The sequence below is a fragment of the Dokdonia sp. Asnod3-C12 genome (assembly GCF_045063975.1).
Lineage (GTDB): Bacteria > Bacteroidota > Bacteroidia > Flavobacteriales > Flavobacteriaceae > Dokdonia.
In genome coordinates, this window is the sequence record NZ_JBEFNY010000003.1 from 1651067 (window position 1) to 1672037 (window position 20971).

General features: G+C 38.4%; 19 protein-coding genes. 6 read left to right on the top strand and 13 right to left on the bottom strand.

The window, feature by feature from the left end; translation table 11 throughout:
* Nucleotides 1-54: 54 nt before the first annotated feature.
* The gene (locus ACJJVW_RS07610; RefSeq protein WP_405251213.1) at nucleotides 55-2244 is read left to right on the top strand and encodes a response regulator; all 2190 of its coding nucleotides are present in this window, start codon (nucleotides 55-57) and stop codon (nucleotides 2242-2244) included.
* A gap of 2 nt (nucleotides 2245-2246) precedes the next feature.
* On the opposite strand, the gene ACJJVW_RS07615 is transcribed toward ACJJVW_RS07610, so the two are convergent.
* Nucleotides 2247-3362, bottom strand: a complete 1116-nt coding sequence (locus ACJJVW_RS07615; protein WP_405251215.1) for a CNNM domain-containing protein — start codon at nucleotides 3360-3362, stop codon at nucleotides 2247-2249.
* A 184-nt stretch (nucleotides 3363-3546) separates the two neighbouring features.
* Between ACJJVW_RS07615 and ACJJVW_RS07620 the strand changes: the two genes are divergently transcribed.
* Nucleotides 3547-4218, top strand: a complete 672-nt coding sequence (locus ACJJVW_RS07620; protein WP_405251217.1) for an HAD family hydrolase — start codon at nucleotides 3547-3549, stop codon at nucleotides 4216-4218.
* A gap of 29 nt (nucleotides 4219-4247) precedes the next feature.
* Here the strand turns inward: ACJJVW_RS07620 and ACJJVW_RS07625 are convergent, their stop codons facing one another.
* From ACJJVW_RS07625 to hemB, 3 genes are all read right to left on the bottom strand, one after another.
* A complete protein-coding gene (locus ACJJVW_RS07625; RefSeq protein ID WP_405251218.1) occupies nucleotides 4248-4703 on the bottom strand; it encodes a DUF3291 domain-containing protein in 456 nt (151 codons plus the stop codon).
* Nucleotides 4700-5122 carry an RDD family protein gene (locus ACJJVW_RS07630; RefSeq protein ID WP_160164959.1) on the bottom strand — a complete coding sequence of 141 codons (423 nt, stop codon included), beginning with the start codon at nucleotides 5120-5122 and terminating at the stop codon, nucleotides 4700-4702. Before ACJJVW_RS07630 ends, ACJJVW_RS07625 begins: the two co-directional genes overlap by 4 nt.
* A gap of 72 nt (nucleotides 5123-5194) precedes the next feature.
* Nucleotides 5195-6178: a porphobilinogen synthase gene (gene hemB, locus ACJJVW_RS07635; protein WP_405251219.1), complete on the bottom strand. Its 984-nt coding sequence runs from the start codon at nucleotides 6176-6178 to the stop codon at nucleotides 5195-5197.
* Between the two features lie 125 nt (nucleotides 6179-6303).
* Between hemB and ACJJVW_RS07640 the strand changes: the two genes are divergently transcribed.
* Entirely contained in the window at nucleotides 6304-8967 is a 2664-nt protein-coding gene (locus tag ACJJVW_RS07640; RefSeq protein WP_405251220.1) for a DEAD/DEAH box helicase family protein, read from the top strand.
* An 86-nt stretch (nucleotides 8968-9053) separates the two neighbouring features.
* Here ACJJVW_RS07640 and hemF read toward each other — a convergent pair whose 3' ends face one another.
* The 8 genes from hemF to hemA form a co-directional block, all read right to left on the bottom strand.
* Nucleotides 9054-9959 carry an oxygen-dependent coproporphyrinogen oxidase gene (hemF, locus tag ACJJVW_RS07645; RefSeq protein ID WP_405251221.1) on the bottom strand — a complete coding sequence of 302 codons (906 nt, stop codon included), beginning with the start codon at nucleotides 9957-9959 and terminating at the stop codon, nucleotides 9054-9056.
* A gap of 22 nt (nucleotides 9960-9981) precedes the next feature.
* Entirely contained in the window at nucleotides 9982-10740 is a 759-nt protein-coding gene (locus tag ACJJVW_RS07650) for an EI24 domain-containing protein (RefSeq protein ID WP_405251222.1), read from the bottom strand.
* 1 nt (nucleotide 10741) lies between these two features.
* Nucleotides 10742-12097: a TrkH family potassium uptake protein gene (locus ACJJVW_RS07655; protein WP_405251223.1), complete on the bottom strand. Its 1356-nt coding sequence runs from the start codon at nucleotides 12095-12097 to the stop codon at nucleotides 10742-10744.
* Between the two features lie 58 nt (nucleotides 12098-12155).
* A complete protein-coding gene (locus tag ACJJVW_RS07660) occupies nucleotides 12156-12650 on the bottom strand; it encodes a DUF6973 domain-containing protein (RefSeq protein ID WP_405251224.1) in 495 nt (164 codons plus the stop codon).
* On the bottom strand, nucleotides 12650-13678 hold the full coding sequence (gene hemE, locus ACJJVW_RS07665; RefSeq protein WP_405251225.1) for a uroporphyrinogen decarboxylase: 1029 nt from the start codon (nucleotides 13676-13678) through the stop codon (nucleotides 12650-12652). Before hemE ends, ACJJVW_RS07660 begins: the two co-directional genes overlap by 1 nt.
* A 100-nt stretch (nucleotides 13679-13778) precedes the next feature.
* A complete protein-coding gene (locus ACJJVW_RS07670; protein ID WP_405251226.1) occupies nucleotides 13779-14459 on the bottom strand; it encodes a uroporphyrinogen-III synthase in 681 nt (226 codons plus the stop codon).
* Complete coding sequence (gene hemC / locus ACJJVW_RS07675) at nucleotides 14456-15370, bottom strand: hydroxymethylbilane synthase (protein ID WP_405251227.1); 915 nt, start codon at nucleotides 15368-15370, stop codon at nucleotides 14456-14458. The genes ACJJVW_RS07670 and hemC overlap by 4 nt, the downstream gene beginning before the upstream one ends.
* On the bottom strand, nucleotides 15363-16607 hold the full coding sequence (gene hemA, locus ACJJVW_RS07680; RefSeq protein ID WP_108877569.1) for a glutamyl-tRNA reductase: 1245 nt from the start codon (nucleotides 16605-16607) through the stop codon (nucleotides 15363-15365). The genes hemC and hemA overlap by 8 nt, the downstream gene beginning before the upstream one ends.
* 210 nt (nucleotides 16608-16817) lie before the next feature.
* Between hemA and ACJJVW_RS07685 the strand changes: the two genes are divergently transcribed.
* Both ACJJVW_RS07685 and hemH read left to right on the top strand, forming a co-directional pair.
* The gene (locus tag ACJJVW_RS07685; protein ID WP_108877570.1) at nucleotides 16818-17708 is read left to right on the top strand and encodes a helix-turn-helix transcriptional regulator; all 891 of its coding nucleotides are present in this window, start codon (nucleotides 16818-16820) and stop codon (nucleotides 17706-17708) included.
* A gap of 121 nt (nucleotides 17709-17829) precedes the next feature.
* A complete protein-coding gene (gene hemH, locus ACJJVW_RS07690; RefSeq protein WP_405251228.1) occupies nucleotides 17830-18870 on the top strand; it encodes a ferrochelatase in 1041 nt (346 codons plus the stop codon).
* Nucleotides 18871-18926: 56 nt separating this feature from the next.
* Here the strand turns inward: hemH and ACJJVW_RS07695 are convergent, their stop codons facing one another.
* Nucleotides 18927-19337, bottom strand: coding sequence for a hypothetical protein (locus tag ACJJVW_RS07695; RefSeq protein WP_339845878.1), 411 nt, complete (start codon nucleotides 19335-19337; stop codon nucleotides 18927-18929).
* A gap of 158 nt (nucleotides 19338-19495) precedes the next feature.
* On the opposite strand from ACJJVW_RS07695, the gene ACJJVW_RS07700 reads away from it, so the two are divergent.
* On the top strand, nucleotides 19496-20878 hold the full coding sequence (locus ACJJVW_RS07700) for an MATE family efflux transporter (RefSeq protein WP_405251229.1): 1383 nt from the start codon (nucleotides 19496-19498) through the stop codon (nucleotides 20876-20878).
* The last annotated feature ends 93 nt before the right edge of the window (nucleotides 20879-20971 follow it).

Genomic DNA, 20971 nt, shown 5'->3' on the forward strand with positions numbered 1-20971 from the left:
CGGCTCGCGCAACACCTTACTTATCTTATTTTTAGCTTATTTTCTTTCATAATAATGGCGCAAACGCCATCTCAAAACATAGAAAATTATCAAAGCAATACTCTGGATCTTGCTGCTATCCAATTGCAGAATCAAGAATATAAAAGTGCTATCCAAACGCTCGATGAGGTTCTTAAAAGAGCGCAAAATCAAGATGATAAAAACAAGCAGTATAGTGGTTACTCCATTCTAGGTAATGTGTATTTATCATTACAAGACACCACAAAGTCACGTAATGTTTTTGAGAAGGCATTAGTGATAGCTCAAGAGCTTAAAAATGATACACTACTAGCATCCTCCTATAACGATTTAGGAAAGTTATATGCATCCTCTGAGGAATATCAAGAAAAGGCAATTAACTACTTGCAAAGAAACATCGAACTCATAGAGAAGTTAGATGGCTCAGATAAGTCACTTGCAGCCCGCATAAACCTCGCAACACTGTACTTAAAACAAGAAAATTTTGAAGAAGCTTATCCTGCTTTAATGCAAGCAAAATTTGCCAGTTTGCGCGATTCTTTAGATCGTAAAAGTCGCGCACGAGTACTCACATTGTTAGGAAGATACTACACTAGCAGTAAACAAGAAACACTCGCCGAAGATGCTTTTATGGAAGCGATAGATATCAGCTTCTCAGAAGGCTTAGTAGCCGAAGAGGAGGAAGCTCAAAAGCATCTTGCAAAATATTATGAAAACAATAAAAATTTTGAGGCAGCATACTACCATTCACAACGACAATTACAGCTAGCAAACGAGGTTTTTAAAAATGAAAACCAAAAGGAGTTACAAGTAGCAAGTGCTCAGTTTTACTCTCGAGAGAATGAACGTGACCTTGAGATAGCAACAAAGGAAAAAGAACTTTTAGATAGATTGGCTGAGAGTTCGCTTAAGACCACGACAGCACTCCTTTTTGCTTCATCCATATTACTTGTGGCGCTTTTTATAATTTTCACATTGTATCGAGCACGCAAGCAAAACTTATTGCGCTTACGCGAAAAAAATAAGCAACTAGAAAAAGCAAAGAATGACGCCGAAGAGCTTTCAAAGCTTAAAACCCAATTCTTCTCAACTATAAGCCACGAGTTACGTACACCGCTTTACGGTGTTATAGGGATTGCCTCAATTTTGCTTGAAGATGCCGAAGTAAATAAGCATAGACATGATTTGAGGTCGCTTAAATTCTCTGCAGATTATCTACTTGCACTCATTAACGATGTGCTCCTTATGAGTAAGATGGAGGCAAAAAACATTAAGCTTGAGCACACTCCTTTTAAACTCAATACCCTCTTACGCAGTATCACGCATTCATTTGAATTTAGTCTAGAGCAAAACAATAACAAGTTACACTTAGAGATAGATAAAGACCTTCCTAACCAACTTGTGGGAGACTCAGTAAGGCTATCTCAAATTTTAATGAACCTGATAGGAAACGCCATTAAATTTAATGAAAATGGAAATATATGGGTGCGTATAAAAAAGGAGTCTATTACCCCAGATGGACTGTATAGAACAGCCTTTGTTATAGAAGATGACGGAATGGGTATCCCTAAAAATAGCCAGCAGAGTGTATTTGAAGAATTCTCTCAAGTAGAAAATAAAAATTATAATTATCAGGGTACTGGATTAGGATTACCTATCGTAAAAAAACTACTAGCGCTTTACGGAAGTGATATCACACTAGTAAGTGAGGAAGGTAAAGGGGCGACATTCTCATTTGTAATTAACTTAGAGAAAGCTACGGGAATTGCTGCTATAGAGCAACAACAACTAGACACTATAGAAAGTGTTCATACATTGCAAGGAGCACATCTTCTAGTAGTAGATGATAACCGCATTAATCAAAAGATCACCCAAAAACTTCTTGAAAACAAAGGGTTTACATGTGACCTCGCTAGTGACGGTATAGAAGCAGTAACCATGGCTCAAAAGGAAGCATATGATTTAATCCTTATGGATATTCATATGCCTAAAAAAGACGGTGTCGAAGCAACTAAGGACATTAGAAATTTTGACACAGATATCCCAATAGTAGCACTTACCGCTGTGGAGATTGATGAGATACGCCATAAAATCTACAAAGCTGGTATGGACGATATTCTAGTAAAGCCTTACGATGTATCTCTATTCTTAAGTGTGATACTTCGTAATATAAAAAACAAAAAGGCACAAACAATTTTACCTACTGGAGAAGAGCTTCTAAATTGATGTTATAAACCAGAAGGCTTATTTTCTGGATTGCTGTCATCATAAAGACCTAAGGTCTTTGCACGCTTTTGCCAGTTTTTTCTAGCTAGTGTTTGCAAGTCGGCAACGCTGTCGCTCTCGTCCATAATTTCAAGACCTAATAAAGTTTCAATCACGTCTTCCATAGTAACAAGACCACTCATAGTTCCATACTCATCTACCACTAGTGCAACATGATTTTTAGTTGAAACTAGCTGGTCAAAAAGATCTGGAATAGGCAGATTGCGTTTAGTAACAAGAATAGGACGTTCTATCTCCTTCAATGTGGTGGCGTGCTTGTCTAAAGCCATCTCGCGATATACCTCACTTTTTAAAACAATACCAGTGATATGATCTCTCGTTCCTTCAAAAATAGGAATACGAGAAAAACGTAATGATTGATTTTCGGCAAAGAAATCTGCAACGGTGGTTGATGCATCTGCCATTTTGATCACCGTACGAGGCGTCATGATATCCTTGGTAAGCACTTCTTTAAAAGTGAGAAGGTTGTTAAGAATTTTTGATTCGCTTTCTTCAAAAACACCATCTTCACCCGCCATTTGTGCCATTGCAGTAAAGTCTTCACGGCTCAACACACTCTCGTGATGACCGCCACCACCTACCATGCGCGTAAAAAGCTGTAGTAACCATAAAATACCTGTGTACTTCAAGAGTAAGACCATTATTTTAAGCGTCTTTGCAGAGAAATTTGCAAGAGACTTCCAAAATTTTGCACCTATAGTTTTAGGTATAATCTCACTAGCAATTAAGATAAGTAACGTCATTATAGCAGAGACAAAACCAAGAAAATTAATCTCTGTAAAGCCTAAGTTGATAACAAACTCTGGGTATAAATCTGCAGCTACAGTACCTACCATCATTGCACCTACTGTATGTGCAAGTGTGTTTAAGGTAAGGATTGCAATAAGCGGTTTATCTACATCTTTTTTAAGTTCTTCAAGAGTTTCGGCATAGGCTTTTCCCTCGTTTTTCTTGATGTTTATAAACGTAGGTGTCACACTTAGAAGAACAGCTTCAAGTATAGAACACAAGAATGAAAAAAAGATTGAGATAGTTGCCCACAACAGTAATTGACCCATAATAATGTAATTATTTTATGTAAATGTAGGGAAAAAGCGACGATACTTTAGTGGTGTGAGACGTACTTTATAGGTAGTTACGCTTTCGCGAAAGCGTAATTAATCAAACCACCCTCAAATCATAACAATAATTTAAGACCAAACACTTGATTTTTGGGTAGGTTCGCATCTCTTATAATTAGATATGAAAAAGCAAGAATTAAAGGCAGTACTTTTTGATTTTGACGGAACCTTAGTAAACTCAGAGTCGCTTCATTTTGATGCATTTAATGAGCTTCTTGAGCCGGTTAATATCAAATATACTTGGGAAGAATATGCTGCTACTATGGCTGGGAAACCAGCGTATTATGCATTAGAACAAATTATCAAAGAACATAACCTTGATGTTCCCTTTGAAGAAACGCTTAAGAAAAAAGAAGCGTTGTCTTATAAAAATCTTCGTAACTCACCAATTACATTTATGCCTCATGCAATAGAGACACTCAATTATTATAGAGACAAAGGAATTACACTAGCACTTGTCACAGGGAGTGATCGTGAGATGGTAGACATTATTTTTGGTAAGGAAGATCTCGCACACTTTTTTGAGATTACAGTGACTTCCTCAGATGTAAAGGATACAAAACCTAATCCAGAATCTTACCTCAAAGCACTTAGTGATCTAGGTCTCCAGCCAGAAAATTGTATCGCTATAGAAGACACACACAGCGGTATGACTTCTGCAAAAGATGCAGGATTACAGTGTTTAATAGTGCAACATGACATTACACTACATAAGAGGTTGCAAAGAGCAGATGCACTCTACACAGATTTAAGAGAAGCACGAGCACATATTGAATCGCGGTTTTCTTTCTAGAAACTCATTTTTTCGCGAAAGCGGAAACTTTACTCAGGCCTTTCAAAAACTTCTTTAAAAGTAAATGCATGCTCACTAGCACCATTTTCTTGGAGATAAGCAAGTCTTTCGATCGCTTCTTTTTCTGTGGGAGTAATTCCAGCCTTTATCCACCATAGCGCATAATGTGCTTCACCATACTTTTGAAACCATTCCTTCTGGCGTTTCATAATAGCCGTGTGGAATGTCGTATAAGTATAAGCTCTAAGCGACTCAACATCTTCCCACACGGAGAAATTTATAAGTACCTGCTCATCTGCCAGCGCATTGGGTTTAGGATCGGCATTCTCATCAAAAACATCCCGCCACACAAAACCTTTAGATTGTTCTGCAAGCGCGTTTACCTCATCTGTATGATCTCTAAAATCCTTCATCTCGGGATCATTTATAGAGACCCCTTTCATGCGGGCGACGTTTACTTGAGCGAGGTGGTAAACTGTAATCATATTGGTAATATCATTGCGTAAAGACTTAAAACAGCATAGATATTTATAATCCCGAAAATCAAACCAAATATAAGCTCCTTGTTTACGCTATAATTTTTTAATTCTGAACCGATTGTGCGTAGTGTGAATTGATCATTATATCCAACTTGAGTTCTGGCTATATAATCACCTATTCTTCGCATTGGATTGAGTATCGTAAACAAAAGATCTATCGGTATTATTGGTAATATATTTCTAAGTGCGCCTTTCCATTCAGAGGTACTTTTAGATTGCAAATCTTGGACTTGTATCCCAAAAATCCTCTTTCCTATACTTTTACCGTTTAGAAAATCTTTATTAATTGCAGCTGGATAAATAAGGAGCATTGTTATAATTAAGTCTGAGGTTAACAACATGATTAGACCTCCTATACCTATCATAATAAGATAGTCTACCAAAAAAGATATAGCCCTTAATTTCAACATTAGCTTGAGTATGTTTTGACCTAACAATTAACTAATCAGCTTCACAACATCCTTTGCAAAGTAACTTGCCATCATGGTTGCTCCTGCACGTTTAATGGCAATTACTTGCTCCATCATCACGCTATCGTGATCTAACCAACCTTTTTCGGCAGCCGCTTTGAGCATTGCATACTCGCCACTCACTTGATATACGGCAATAGGTACATTTACTGCTTCTCGTAGGTCACGCACGATATCTAGGTAGCAAAGGCCTGGTTTTACCATCACTATATCTGCTCCTTCCTCTATATCCATGAGCGTTTCTTTAATCGCCTCATCACGATTTGCGAAATCCATCTGATACGTTTTCTTATCCTTTGGAACATCTTTGAGATCAACAGGGGCACTATCTAGTGCATCGCGGAAAGGACCATAAAAAGAGCTCGCATACTTTGCGCTATAGCTCATAATGCCAGTGTTATAAAAACCTTCATCTTCAAGGAGGCTACGCATTTCAAAAATACGACCATCCATCATATCGCTTGGCGCAAGAATATCTGCACCTGCACGAGCGTGGCTTAGTCCCATTTCGGCAAGAACAGCGGCAGTGTCGTCATTTACAATCTCTCCATTACCTACAATCCCATCGTGGCCAAAAGAAGAATACGGATCTAATGCCACATCTGTCATCACAACCATTTCTGGGCATGCATTTTTTACTGTTTTAATAGCACGTTGCATGAGCCCGTCACTATTAAGTGCTTCTGTTCCAGAGTTATCTTTAAGGTTATCTGGTACTTTTACAAAAAGCAGTACAGATTTTAATCCCATTGACCACAACTCTTTTACCTCTTTGGCTATGAGCTCTAAGCTATACCTGTAATACCCAGGCATAGAGTTAATTTCTTCTTTCACACCCTTTCCTTCTACCACAAAAAGTGGAACAATAAAATCATTAGGAGTGATGTATGTCTCACGCACGATAGAACGTATAGCTTCTGAGGTGCGTAGTCTGCGATTTCTGCGTAGCATAAAAAGAGGTATATAGATTTATAATCGTCTCGTTAGGTGCTCACAACTCTTTGTAAATAGTCGTTCGTACTTCGAATTGTGTGCCTTATATTTAAACAAATTTACCAATTAATTTACCACTCCCTTTGCTTAAAGAAGCCTTTCATTTCATATACCCGTGGCGCACCTATCAGGAGCGATTTTTAAAGGATTTTAAAAGCCATGCTTCAGATGATCATTTGCATGTAGTCGCACCTCCAGGGTCTGGAAAGACGGTACTTGGCCTCGAGATGATGCGACGTGTCAATCAGAAGACACTCGTACTTGCACCTACGATTACGATAAGAAACCAGTGGGAGCAACGTATGTTTGAGTGTTTTGTGAGCGAGGAAAATTTTACTATTCCGCTTTCGCGAAATATAAAAGAGCCTGCACATATCACTTTTGCTACTTACCAGTCACTACATGCTTTTTCAAAAAATGAAATGGAAGGCGATATGGATCGGCTGGTAGCTTTTTTCGCGGAAGCGGGCATCAAACATATTGTATTAGACGAAGCACATCACCTTAAAAATGAGTGGTGGAAACCTCTTTTTGCCCTCAAAAAACTGGAGGGAACGCTCACCGCACTGACCGCCACACCACCTTATGATAGTGAGCAACGAGAAATAGCCAAATATTTCCAATTATGCGGTCCGATAGATATTGAAATAAGCGTTCCAGAATTAGTAGGAGAAGGGAATCTATGCGCGCATCAAGATTACATTTATTTCTCCGAACCAGACGAAGCTCAAATTCAATATATTCTTAAATACCGAGTAAAATCAAAGGGTTTCATTGATTCTCTAGTTAGAAACGAAGATTTTGGAACGTTCGTTCTAGAACATAATTTGTACACATTGACAGATGGATTACTTGATCCTATCTATGAGAAACCAGATTTTTACGTTGCCATTCTCGTGTATCTTCAAGCACGTGGTCATGAGATTCCAAAAGAGAAAATAGAGGTCCTTGGAGTAGACACCGAGAAGGCACAATTACCACTTTTTAATCAAGAATGGGCAGAGCGATTATTACAACCCATACTCGTTACAGATAGAGAGCTTTTTCTAGAAGATGAGGAGATGCTGCTGGATGTAGAAAAGCAGTTGCGCAGAGTTGGTGCCTTTGATAATAATAGGGTGAACTTTAAAGGAGAGCGTCAGCTCTATAAATCACTTGCGCAAAGTCCAAATAAACTTAAAAGTATTTGCGAGATCATAAATTTTGAATCCCAAGGAATGGGAGCAGATCTTCGTGCAGTAATCCTCACGGATTATGTGCGTAAAGAATTTTTAGAAAGTGTAAATGATGACCTGGCAGATGTAAATAAACTTGGTGTTGTTCCAATTTTTCATCACCTACGGCACTCGCTTGCGCAACACGTAGAAAGCTGGCAAGGAATAAACAAATTAGAAAAACTAGCCGTTCTCACGGGTACACTTGTTGTCGTGCATAAACGCTTAGAAAGCGAAATCATCAAAGTACTTTCTAATGATGATTATACCATTACACCTCTTGATGGGACGGAGTTTATCATTGTAAAAACAAAGGAACGAGCAAAGAGCATTATTGTGAGTGTGATTACTCAGTTATTTACAGATGGTCACATACAAATTCTGGTAGGCACCGCTGCCTTGCTAGGAGAAGGATGGGATGCTCCTGCTATTAATACTTTAGTACTTGGTTCCTACGTAAGCTCTTTTGTAATGTCTAATCAGATGCGTGGTCGTGCTATACGCGTGCAATCTGGTAATCCAGATAAAGTGGCTTCCATCTGGCACCTCGCGTGTATAGATCCTACCATTGATGGCGGTGGTGAAGATGTGGCAAAACTTGTAAAACGTTTTGACGCCTTTTGTGGAGTCTCCCTTGAAAATGATCCTTTTATTGAAAATGGCGCCGATCGGTTTGCACTGCCTACAACTATTGTCAATAAAGAAATACTTAATAATAAAATGCTGCAGCTAGCAGTAAAGAGAAGCCATATTAAAGAGCGCTGGAATAAAGCTATAGGGACTGGAAAGTTACTCGTAAGAGAACTAAAGTTTGATTTTAGCCCCAGTACCAAGAAGAAAGAATCCGAAACACAAAAGGTCTATTATAAAGATGCTGTAAAATATAGTTTTATGCAGCTAGGGGCTGTCATAACTATGACTATTCCAGAGGTGATTATTAACAATGTAGGAAGCTATTTTTCTAAAGGAATGTTGTTTTTTATATACGCCACCCTTGGCTCTATTGTTCTCGTATTAGCACCTAAAACTTATAAGGCGATTGTCAAATACCTTAAATTTGGGCGTATCGATAAGCAAGTGTATAAAATGGGGCAAGTGGTATTAAAGTCACTGCGTGAGCGATTACTCATTACCACCCAACTACAACAAATGAAGCTTGGCGTAGAGTATTTACCTAACGGGGAGATTGCTTGTTTTCTCAAAGGCGCCACGGCAAAGGAGGAAATACTTTTTGTAAACTGCCTGCAAGAACTTCTAGAACCCGTAGATAATGCACGCTATATGATTGAACAATCGGGTTGGTTTCAAGAGAAATTTGGACTTGCAAACTACTACAGCGTCCCGTCTATATTTACAGCCAATAAGAAAGATGCTGCCTTGTTTTTCAAGTACTGGCAGATTTTTGTGAGTGATGACGCACGACTGACTTTTACAAGAACACGGGATGGAAGGAAGCAATTACTTAAAGCACGTTTTCACTATTTGTATACCGAGAATGGCCTTAAAACCAAGACGAGTGCTATATGGAGGTAAGAGGTTTTTCGCTTTCGCGAAAATGTGAAGACTCATTGGTCATAAGTCACACAGGGTAATTTATGACCAATAAGTAGTTTTGGTGTTTAAGAAACCCACTCCTTCGGTTGCTGCAATACTTTAATTAATCGTTCTTCTTCGCTTCCTGGTGCTGGGTGGTGATCATATTTCCACTGTACTACGGGAGGAAGGCTCATTAAGATACTTTCAATGCGGCCATTAGTTTTTAGACCAAAGAGGGTTCCTTTATCGTGTACTAGGTTAAATTCTACGTAACGACCTCGGCGTACCTCTTGCCAGTCTTTTTGTTCTTTCGCGAAAGCGGTATCCTTTCTACGCTCCACAATAGGGACATACGCCTCTAAGAAACTATCGCCCACAGTGGTGACAAAGTTGTACCAATCTTGCATAGAGCGCTCTTCGGTAGCTTTGCAATAGTCAAAAAATAAGCCTCCTATACCGCGACCTTCGTTGCGGTGTGCGTTGTAAAAATACTCATCACAACGTGCTTTGTATTTTGGGTAAAAGTCGGCATCGTGTGCATCACAAGCGTTTTTACAAGTCTGGTGAAAATGAGTAGCATCTTCATCAAAAAGATAGTATGGTGTGAGATCTTGACCTCCACCAAACCACTGATCTACAATGTTACCCTCGCTGTCATACATCTCAAAATAACGCCAGTTTGCGTGCACTGTAGGCACCATAGGACTGCTAGGATGAAGCACTAATGAGAGACCGCAGGCAAAGAAATTTGCATCTTTCACACCAAAGTGTTTTTGCATTGCCTCAGGAAGTATACCATGCACTTGTGAGGTATTTACACCTCCTTTTTCAAAAATATTTCCATTTTCAATCACACGCGTGCGACCACCACCTCCTTCTGGGCGTTTCCAGTTATCTTCTTGAAAGCTGGCCTTACCATCTAGTTGCTCTAGTGTGCTAGTAATTTGATCTTGAAGATTGAGTATGTAGTTTACAAATTGTTCTTTCATTATATATTTTTTAGGTGGTGACCTATGCAGTCAGGCTAGTGTGATGATCCTTGTCAAGCAGTTTTATGGTTTGTACCGTTGCTGCAGTTACAGAGATGGGTAAAACGAGTATAATTCCCACAAGTGGGATGATAAGAAACAGCATAAATACAATACCGTTACCTATGGCTTGGCCCTTGTTTCTTTTCACAAAATCTACGCTTTCTCTATACTTAAAATGACGTTCTAGTGTGTAGTCCATATTACCAAAACCTGCGTAGTAAGCTTGTGTAAGAAATAGTAAAATAGTGGCAGCAATACTCCCTATAATTGGGATAAAATTGAGCAGTAAGATAGGTAGTGTGATAAGCAATTCTAGTCCCAAATTACGCACGTTTATGCGTATGCCTCGTATAAGTTGTTCGGTGTTTGAGGTGTCTCTATGGGTGTGATTTTTTCCTTTAAGGTGAGCTTCTATTTTTTCTGAAACAGGGCTCATAAATGGCGCGCTCAGTGCCATTATAATGTGTTTATACAAGATAAGACCTATGGCGATAATGAGTAGTGCGCTTACTATCTCTGCAAATATAAAGAAGGCGTGTCTTCCCGTTTCCCAAGGCCAGATTTGCTCTACCCAGTGACCTATATTATCAGAAAATCCCCAGGCAGATGCCGCAATCATCGAGGCAGTAATAAGACTTATAGCCATTGGGATGGCAAAATACTTCCAAAGCCCAAGCTTTGAGATTAACCCAAATGATGTTCTATACGTCTGTAATCCGTTTAAGATGCCTTTTATCATATTATACTGCTATATCTTCTTTGAGAACTTCTCTATCTTCCTTTGTGATTCCTTTTGACCAAATGGCTAACCCAAAGGTAAGTACTCCTAACCTCCCTATAAACATAAGAATAATGATTACAATTTTTCCTATGCTACTCAAATCTCCTGTGATACCTGTGCTTACTCCCACAGTTCCAAGAGCAGAGGCAACTTCAAACAGAATGTTTTCAAAGTCAAAACTTTCTGAGAATGTGAGAATAAACGTCCCTACAAAAATGAGCGTTGTATAAAATATAAATGATGACGTCGCAACATAAAGACGTTCATAAGGAATACGCCTACCTAAAAATGTGATATTTTTAGAACCTTTAAGCCTACTCTTCATGATGGCAAATACAGCGGTTAGTGTGGTAATTTTCATTCCTCCAGCTGTACCAGAAGGAGAGGCACCTATGTACATTAAAAATATAGTTACAAGGAGCATAGGTAAGACAAAGGAGCCAAAATCAACTGTATTAAATCCTACGGTTGTCATCGCAGTCATAGATTGGAAAAAAGCAGCGCTCACACGAGCAGATCCGCTTAAATTTGAAATTGACGGTTCTAGAAAATAGAAGAATAAGTATCCAAATACTAGTAGTATAAGCGACCCCATAGTCACAATCTTTGTAGTGAAACTTAGGGAATGTGCTCTATTTTTAATCCATAAACCAACATCTGTAATCACTATAAATCCTAAAGAGCCACAAATAGCAAGCATAGAAATTGTAAAATTGATTAGACCATTATCTACATAATCTGTAAACCCACTATTAAATAAACTAAAGCCAGCTGTGCAAAATGCGCTTATACTGTGAAAAATGGATGACCAGATCGCCTCTCCCGTATCCATACCATCCGTTTTAAAGGCGATAAAGAAAAGAATCGCTCCCAGCACTTCCATAATTACAGTATAGAGAATAACAGATTTTAAAAAATCCTTAATTTTTATTGTCACAGGAAGCGTAAACTCTGTATTTAAAATGCTTTTATGCCAAGGCGTTATCTTATGAGTGGTAGATAATAGCATAAATGTCGTAAACGTAAGATAACCTATCCCACCTAGTTGGAATAGTGTCATAATTACAAATTGACCTCCTACATTGTAAGAATCAAAAATAGACATCGTAACAAGTCCTGTAGTGCTTACCGCAGATGTAGCAGTAAAGAGATGGTCAAGTATAGGAGCACTCGTTTTTTGTAGCCAAGGAAGGCATAAAAGAATCGTCCCGACACCAACGTATGTAAGAAATCCGTAAAATAAATTTTGTTGCGGTGTCCAACCTCTTTTTAGTGCAATGTACCGCAACTTAAGTTTATTGTAACGTGTTCTCATACTAGTAAATTAACTGCAAAACTATTATTTAAGATATTAAAGAAGTGTTTTGGTATCGTTAAATTATCTCGTCTATATGGACTAGTACATCTTTTTCTAACGAAGTATTATATGCGTCAGTAAGCTTTTGCGAAAGCGGAACCATTTTAAGTAAGTGTGCGACAAAGAAATGCTCTTCTTCTGGGTGAAACTGAGCTATTATATCACGGCCTACACGGTTATTGTGCAAGTCCATCGCTCTTGCTAGGGCAGCGTTTGGTGAAAAATCTTCATGCCAGTCTGTGATTTTTTTTGACCAGGCTAGTGATCGTTGTAAAGGCAAGCCTTTTTGAGTGCTATAATGAACGAGAAGGACATTCCACAATGCATGGCGAAAGGCATTCTCTGGCCCATTGAGGTGCTGCTTGTCACCATATAACTCATCGCAAATTGTGATCGTGCGACGTGTTCCTCTTATTGTGGGTAAAATGAATCTGGGGTGGCGCGCACTGAGCCAGAACAAACTCAAGAGCTGTCTATAATCCATAGATCGTAAGACAGCTCTTAGGTTCATTATGCTTTGTATTCTTTTACCGCTTCAATAAACGCTCCTGCATTTTCAATAGGAATGTTAGGTAAAATACCGTGACCAAGATTTACAATGTATTTGTCTTTTCCAAATTCATTAATCATCTCGTGCACCATTCTCTTAATCTCACTAGGAGGAGAGAATAATCGAGTAGGGTCAAAGTTACCTTGTAATGTGATATTGCCACCAGTAAGGTAACGGGCATTGCGTGCAGAGCACGTCCAGTCTACTCCTAGTGCAGATGCTCCAGATTTTGCCATTTTATCAAGTGCAAACCAGCATCCTTTCCCAAAAGCAATTACGGGAGCCTCATCTTTAAGCGCATCGATAATTTGCTGTATGTATTGCCATGAGAATTCTTGATAATCTACTGGAGAAAGCATCCCTCCCCAGCTATCAAAAACTTGTACTGCATTTACTCCTGCTTCCACTTTTTTCTTAAGGTAAGCAATGGTAGTATCTGTGATTTTTTGAAGTAAAGCGTGAGCTGCTAGTGGTTGTGTAAAACAAAACTCCTTTGCTTTATCAAAGTTTTTTGAGCCTTGACCTTGCACACAGTAACAAAGAATCGTCCATGGAGAACCTGCAAAACCAATTAATGGAATCTCATCATTAAGTTTCTCTTTAGTCATCTTGATGGCGTCCATCACATAGCCTAAAGTCACATCGATATCTGGAACAATTACTTGCTCCACATCCTTAGCAGATCGTATAGGGTTAGGTAACCATGGACCTATATTAGGTTTCATTTCTACCTCAATATTCATCGCTTGTGGTATCACCAGGATATCAGAAAATAAAATAGCAGCATCCATACCATAGCGACGTATAGGCTGTACGGTAATCTCACTTGCAAGCTCAGGAGTCTGGCAGCGTGTAAAGAAATCATATTTTGCTTTGATTTCCATAAATTCTGGAAGGTATCTTCCAGCCTGACGCATCATCCATACAGGCGGACGGTCTACAGTTTCTCCTTTAAGTGCTCTTAAAAATAGGTCGTTTTTTATGCTCATATCTCTAGGTCTGTTCGAGCGCAGTCGAGAACTTAATTGTACTCTTATAATAAACCTCTCGACTGCGCTCGAGGGGACGATTTTATGTTATTCTAGTAACTTATACTCTAGATTGTTCTTTCAATGTTTTCACCGCTTTAGCAATCGTGCTTTCTATACTTGTTGCATTAGACACAACTACCTTTTTAAAGTGTAGTCTTGCCGTTGTTGCAGTGGTCTCGCCTATGCAAAACGCTGTGCTGTCTATTGCTCGTGTGTTTTTGTTCGCTTTCGCGAAAGCGTTAACACCACTCGGACTAAAAAATAATATACCATCAAATGTACGGTCAAAAGACTGTGTTATTTGATGTGTTTCATAAACAACCACTTCATTGCACGCTACATTATTTTCTTTGAGCAATGTAGGTAACTCATCTCTGCGCTGTCTCCCACAGAAATAGGTGAATGGTTCGTTTTTATAGTTTTCTACTATAAAATGAGCCAATTCTTCTCCATTTTGAGCTGTTTTTGTCGTTTTTATCCCGATTTCGGCTAAAAGCGCCGTTGTTTTTTCGCCAACAGTAAAACAACTTTTTATACTTTCTAATTGTTCACTAGAAAGATTGTTAAGTAAAGCGCGTGCTCCATTTTGACTAGTGATGATTACATTTTTAAGCTTTCGCGAAAGCGTAAAAGCAACCTCTTGTGTGCGTATCGCATCATATTCCACAAATTGTAAACCTGCATTGAGAAGTAATTCTCGCTGGTTAGGTTTTAATTTTTTTGTGGATAGCACGGTCATTTTTTTAAACTACTCTTAATCTCCTTCATTAACTCTCGTCCTCCATCATCAAGAATATCAAGGGCGCAATCTGTACCAAAACCAACAGCATTTGCTTTTGAAACAACCTGCTCTACTTCAATTTTTGTGGCACCATCTAGAGAGAATAATACTCCTCTAAATCGAATGTCGTCTCCTATTTCTTCTGCAAGAGCTCCTATAGGTGCTGTACAGCCACCTTCTAATGTTTTTAAAAACTCACGTTCTATATAAGTGCACAAAGCCGTAGGCTTGTGGTTTAGTGTGGCGCATGCATCTAGACAAAATTGATCCTCTTCCATCGCGACAATGAGCATGGCTCCTTGTGCTGGAGCAGGAAGCATCCAGTCTAGTACTTCGTAATTTTCTGGAAGTACATTAATACGCTCTAACCCAGCCTTTGCAAATATGGCACCCGTCCAGTCACTATCTTCCAGTTTTTGAAGTCGTGTATTTACGTTACCGCGTAAATCTGTAGTCTGATGGTTAGGATATCTATTGAGCCATTGTGCCTGTCTTCTTAAACTTCCTGTAGCAATTGTACAAGGTTGTTTGTAGTCTGGTGCTCCTTTATGTACAAGAATATCTTCGGTTGCAGCTCTTTTAAGAACTGCGGCTTGCACAATCCCTATAGGTAATGCGGTTGGAACATCTTTCATGCTGTGTACAGCAATGTCAACGGTGCCGTTAAGCATTGCAACATCTAGCGTTTTTGTAAAAATGCCTGTGATTCCTAGCTCGTAGAGTGGCTTATCTAAGATAAGATCTCCAGTAGATTTTACTGGTACAAGTTCAGTTTTGTATCCGTTTGCTTCTAGTTGTGATTGCACGGTTTTAGCTTGCCAGAGTGCTAGCTCGCTATCTCGAGTACCAATTCGTATGGTTTTACTCATTGTCGTTTTCGAGTTGAAATATAGATTGTATAAGTGCTATACTTTGATCTGTAGATCCGTTTGCGTTGCGTAAATGATGCGCAAACTGATTTGTAATTTTTTGAATAATCTTATCACTCATAGCAGTTGCACTCGCCTCACTAAAATCTGGCGTTTTCTTACGTACATTTTCAATCTCTGCAGCTTGTACTTCTTGAAGTCTTACTTTGAGAGCTTTCATGGTAGGAGCAAACTTTCTAGTTTGTAACCACACATTAAACTCGTCTGTGATTTCTGCAATGATTGCTTCTGCTTGAGGAATATAACCCTGGCGACGTTTTAAGGTCGCGTCTGTCATTTTTGATAATTGGTCTAAGTGAAGGAGTGTGACATTCTCAAGCTCTTCTACATCATTAGACACATTTTTAGGAATAGAGAGATCTAGAATAAGTAATGGCTTTTTACTGTGTAGTAATTCTTTACTTATTGTAGGTTTCTGAGCACCTGTAGCAACTACAAGGATGTCCGTTTGTGCAATCTCACTTTGTATATCTGCATATTCCTTTACGAGTAAATTAAATTTACCAGCAATTTTCTCTGCCTTTTCTTTAGTTCTATTAATAAGCGTGATATGCTCATTTTTAGTATGCTTTACTAAATTCTCACAAGTATTGCGACCTATTTTTCCAGTTCCAAAAAGAAGGATATTCTTGTCTGAAACATAAGGAACGCGAGCCATAATATATTGAACAGCTGCAAAGCTCACAGAGGTAGCACCACTGGAAATCTCTGTTTCGTTCTTAATACGTTTACTGGCTTGGATAACAGCATTTACTAAGCGCTCCATAAATGGATTGATGAGCTGTAATTTCTTAGCACGCTTAAAACCAATTTTGAGTTGGCCAATGATCTCAAAGTCACCTAGAATCTGACTGTCAAGACCAGTACCTACTTTAAAGAGATGTGCAATTGCATCGTCGCCTTTATGTAAATATGCAACGTCAAGAAATTCCTCAATGGTTCCGTGGGTGTGCTCGCAGAGAATTTTAACCAGCGTCATGGCGTCTGGTGCAAAGCCGTATAACTCTGTTCTATTGCAAGTAGAAATAACAGTAAGAGCAGTTACTCCTTCATTTTTGGCACCTTTAAGAATTGCCTCTTGAGCAGTTTCAGATATTGCAAAATGACCGCGCGTAGTTGCGTCGGCTTTTTTGTAACTAATACCTATGGCGTAAAATCGTTGTCTTTTCAAAAGCAAATATTCATTTCCTCTGATACTATCAGGGACGCAAAAGTAATAGTCACTTTCTTAAAAAAATAACGCTAGCGGTATCATTTATATCGTACAAGGTGTAAAATGAACGATAGAAGACGTAATTTTACATGAAGCACAGTGTTTACAGTAAAGTAGATGCCCTTGCTATTTTGTTTATTTAGAGCGATTCTAAATAAAATAATTACTTTTGCTATGGATGTATCACAAAAAAACAACGCTGAAAGCCTAACTAATGAAACCCTCATAGAGGATGGCTTTTTTATATTGAGATTTGATAATGAATCTGCTCAAAAACAGCAAGTTGAGCGTACGGTAAATAGTAGTTACATCCAGTTTCACTTTTGCTTGAAAGGGGCAGCTATTTTTAATTTTAATGATGGCGCTTATCAGCTACCTATACAAGAAGAAAACTCATTATTACTTTACAATCCGCAGCGGGATTTACCTATGAATTTAGAGCTAGCCCCAGAAACTTGGGTCGTTACACTCTTGATGTCTATTAAAAAGTTTCACAATTTATTTTCAAACGAGGCGAGTTTCATTCACTTCTTGAGTGATGAAAATAAAGATCGTAAATACTATAAAGATGGAAGCATTTCTCCTAGTATGGCGATTGTGCTTAATCAGTTAATGAATTACAGCCTGCATCCTTCTATCCAAAAATTATATTTTAAAGGAAAGGCTTATGAGCTGCTTAGTCTATATTTTAATCGCCCTGCAGATGCAGATATTGAGCAATGTCCTTTCCTTGTTGATGAGGATAATGTTCAGAAAATAAAGCGTGCTAAGCAAATTATTATTGCGAGAATGGATGCACCACCTACTCTAAGCGAACTGTCAGATGAGATAGGCTTATCACTTAATAAGCTTAAAGAAGGCTTTAAGCAGATTTATGGAGATTCGGTGTTTAGTTTTCTATTTGACTATAAGATGGAAGTTGCGCGCCAGCTGCTAGAAACAGGATCCCACAATGTGAACGAAGTAGGATTAAAGGTAGGCTACAGCACCGCAAGTCACTTTATTACGGCATTTAAGAAGAAATTTGGCACTACGCCAAAAAAGTATTTAATGAGCTTAGGGTAAAAGACATTACGCTTTCGCGAAAGCATAAAAAAGACAATACCAGTATCATAAAGTCTTATGGATAACATGAGGATGATACGATTGATATACTGTATTTTTGTTAAGGAAAAACTGAGAATAAATGAACAAAGGAGTTTTAATGGTAAATCTGGGATCACCAGATAGTACAGATCCAAAAGACGTAAAAAAATATTTAGGCGAGTTCTTAATGGACGAACGCGTAATTGATGTTCCTTATGCAGCACGTGCATTACTAGTAAAGGGAATCATATTAAATACACGTCCTAAGAAGAGTGCAGAGGCTTATAGTAAAATATGGTGGGATGAAGGATCACCGTTAATTGTACTTACACAGCGCCTTCAGAAAAAAGTGCAAGAGCATACAAAGTTGCCTGTTGAAATTGCAATGCGTTACGGTTCTCTATCTATTAAAGAAGGACTCCAGAAATTACATGATCAAGGAGTAGATGAGGTAATGCTATTACCACTTTACCCTCATTATGCAATGGCAACCACAGAAACCATTACGGTACTTGCAGAGGATTTAAGAGCTGAGTTTTTCCCAAAGATGAAAATTACAGATGTAAAACCATTCTACAAGGATGCAGATTACATTAAAGTATTAGGAGATTCTATTGCAGAGAGTCTTGAAGGTGTAGATTATGAGCACGTATTATTTTCATACCACGGAGTTCCTGAGCGCCACATACGTAAAAGCGATGTAACTAAGGTACACTGTAAAATTGATGGTTCATGTTGTATGTCTGAGTCTGCAGCACATGAATTTTGCTACAGGCACCAGTGTTATGAGACTACTAGAATGGTAGGAGAATATCTAGGATGGGAGCCTTTAAAGTTTTCTACTAGTTTCCAGTCGCGTTTAGGTTTTGATCCATGGTTACAACCTTATACAGATCGTACTATTGAGCGCATGGGAAAAGAAGGATTTAAGAAAATGGCAATTGCTACACCAGCTTTTGTTTCAGACTGCTTAGAGACCCTAGAAGAAATTGCGATGGAAGGTGAAGAAATCTTTCATGAAGCTGGAGGAAAGGATTTCCATACCATTCCTTGTATAAATGATCGAGATGACTGGGCTGCGCTCATCGCCAAATGGGCAAATGAGTGGGCACTTGTAGAAAGTGGTAAAGCTATAGCTTAATAAAAGCTATAAATACATTACTTGAAGTAATAGAAAGTGAATTTTGCTTGATGTAATTACCTTAACGGTTCTTCTGTGAGTGGTGATTTTTCACCAAATTTCACTTTCTTTATTTCTTTTTGTGCCTCCTTGAGGGTATCAAAAACAGTGAGTTTATATTTTGAAAAATTTTGCTCAAACTGCACTATCTGCTTCGTGTTAAACTTCTGTGCAACCACAAACATTGCATTAATATCTGCATAATAAGGACACTGTATATAAACAATAGGGTCGATTGTATAATCAATGGTTCTGTCAAATATGAATCCATATTTTAAACCGTTGTAGAAGGGGCGAGATTGCTCATGAAGAGCTATTGCTTTAGGAACATCTAGAACGATACCTTCATTCATTTTACAAACCACATAGGTTTTGTAAAACTCAATTATAGCAAAATTGAGATCTTTTTTTTGTAGTAAATCATCCATAGTTGCACTAGTTTGGGAGGTTTCAATGTCTTGAAAAACATCAGTTTAAATAGGGATAGTAGGTAATTTAAGAATTATATATTTGATTGACTGTTAACTACACACTAAATAATATTTTAATTGTACCATAGCAACTAGTATTAAAACTCAATATTAACTTGGCAAATAAAAATTCTACAGCCTTAGGCACAGAGCCCATTTCAAAACTATTGGTTAAGCAGGCCGTTCCTGCATCTATAGGAATACTTGTAATGTCGCTCAATATGATTGTAGATACCATTTTTGTAGGGAGATGGATAGGCCCTCTTGCAATTAGTGCTATTACAGTTGTTATTCCTGTAACATTTTTTATAGCAGCCATAGGACTAGCAGTAGGTATAGGAGGTAGTTCTGTACTATCACGTGCCTTAGGATCTGGTGATGATGATAAGGCACTTCGTGTTTTTGGTAATCAGATCACACTTACCTTTCTAGTATCTGGGCTTCTAGCAGTCTTAGGGCTCGTATTTCAAGATACGCTCATTGAGTTTTTTGGAGCAGATGACTCCTTTAAAGATATGGCGCTTACATATTATCGTATTGTGCTTTATGGCATTGTCATGCTCGCTATGTGCATGATGGGTAATAACGTGATACGTGCAGAAGGCAAGCCTAAGTTTGCTATGTATGCTATGATTCTTCCTGCAATAGGTAATATAGGTATGGACTACGTACTCATAAATGTACTAGGTTATGGCATGGAAGGTGCCGCCTGGGCAACTTTTATTAGTTATGCTATATGCTTTGCATTTATCGTTTGGTTTTTCATATTCAAGAGCGAACTAAGAATCGTAGCCGAATGTCTCAAACTTAAAAAGAAAGTCGTCGCAGAAATCTCAGGACTTAGCGCAGTAACCCTTGCACGTCAAGGAGTGATATCTGTGCTTACTATTTTACTTAACAATGTGCTAATCAATTATGGAGACGCCCTAGACGTTGCCAGTTATGGGATTATAAGTAGGATGTTAATGTTTGCGCTGTTTCCCGTGATAGGAGTTACACAAGGTTTTATGCCTATCGCCAGCTATAATTATGGTGCAAATCAATATGACAGAGTGAGAGAAACTATTAAAACATCTATTATATATGCAGGAGGATTAGCACTCGCCATTTTTATCATTATTATGGTAGTTCCAGATTTCTTTGTCTCTTGGTTTATAAGTGATAGCCATGCAGATGCTCAGGCTATTGCAGATAATAATATACTAATGGAGCGGACACCAGATGCTTTGAGATGGGTTTTTGCGGCAACACCAGTAATTGTAATTCAATTAATAGGCGCTGTCTATTTCCAAGCGATAGGTAAGGCCGTTCCTGCATTATTACTCAGTCTTACAAAACAAGGTTTTTTCTTAATTCCGCTGGTATTGATATTACCTAATTACTTGGGAGTTTTTGGCGTTTGGATTGCATTTCCTATTGCAGATGTACTCTCCACAGTGGTTACAGGCTATTTCTTAAGGCGTGATGTGACTAAAAATCTTACAGTAGCAGAAGAGTAGAAGTACTACGCTTTCGCGAAAATGTGAAATGCTTCAAAAAATCTTATTTCCGTCATTTCGAGCTTGTCGAGAAATCACATAACAGTGAGCAGT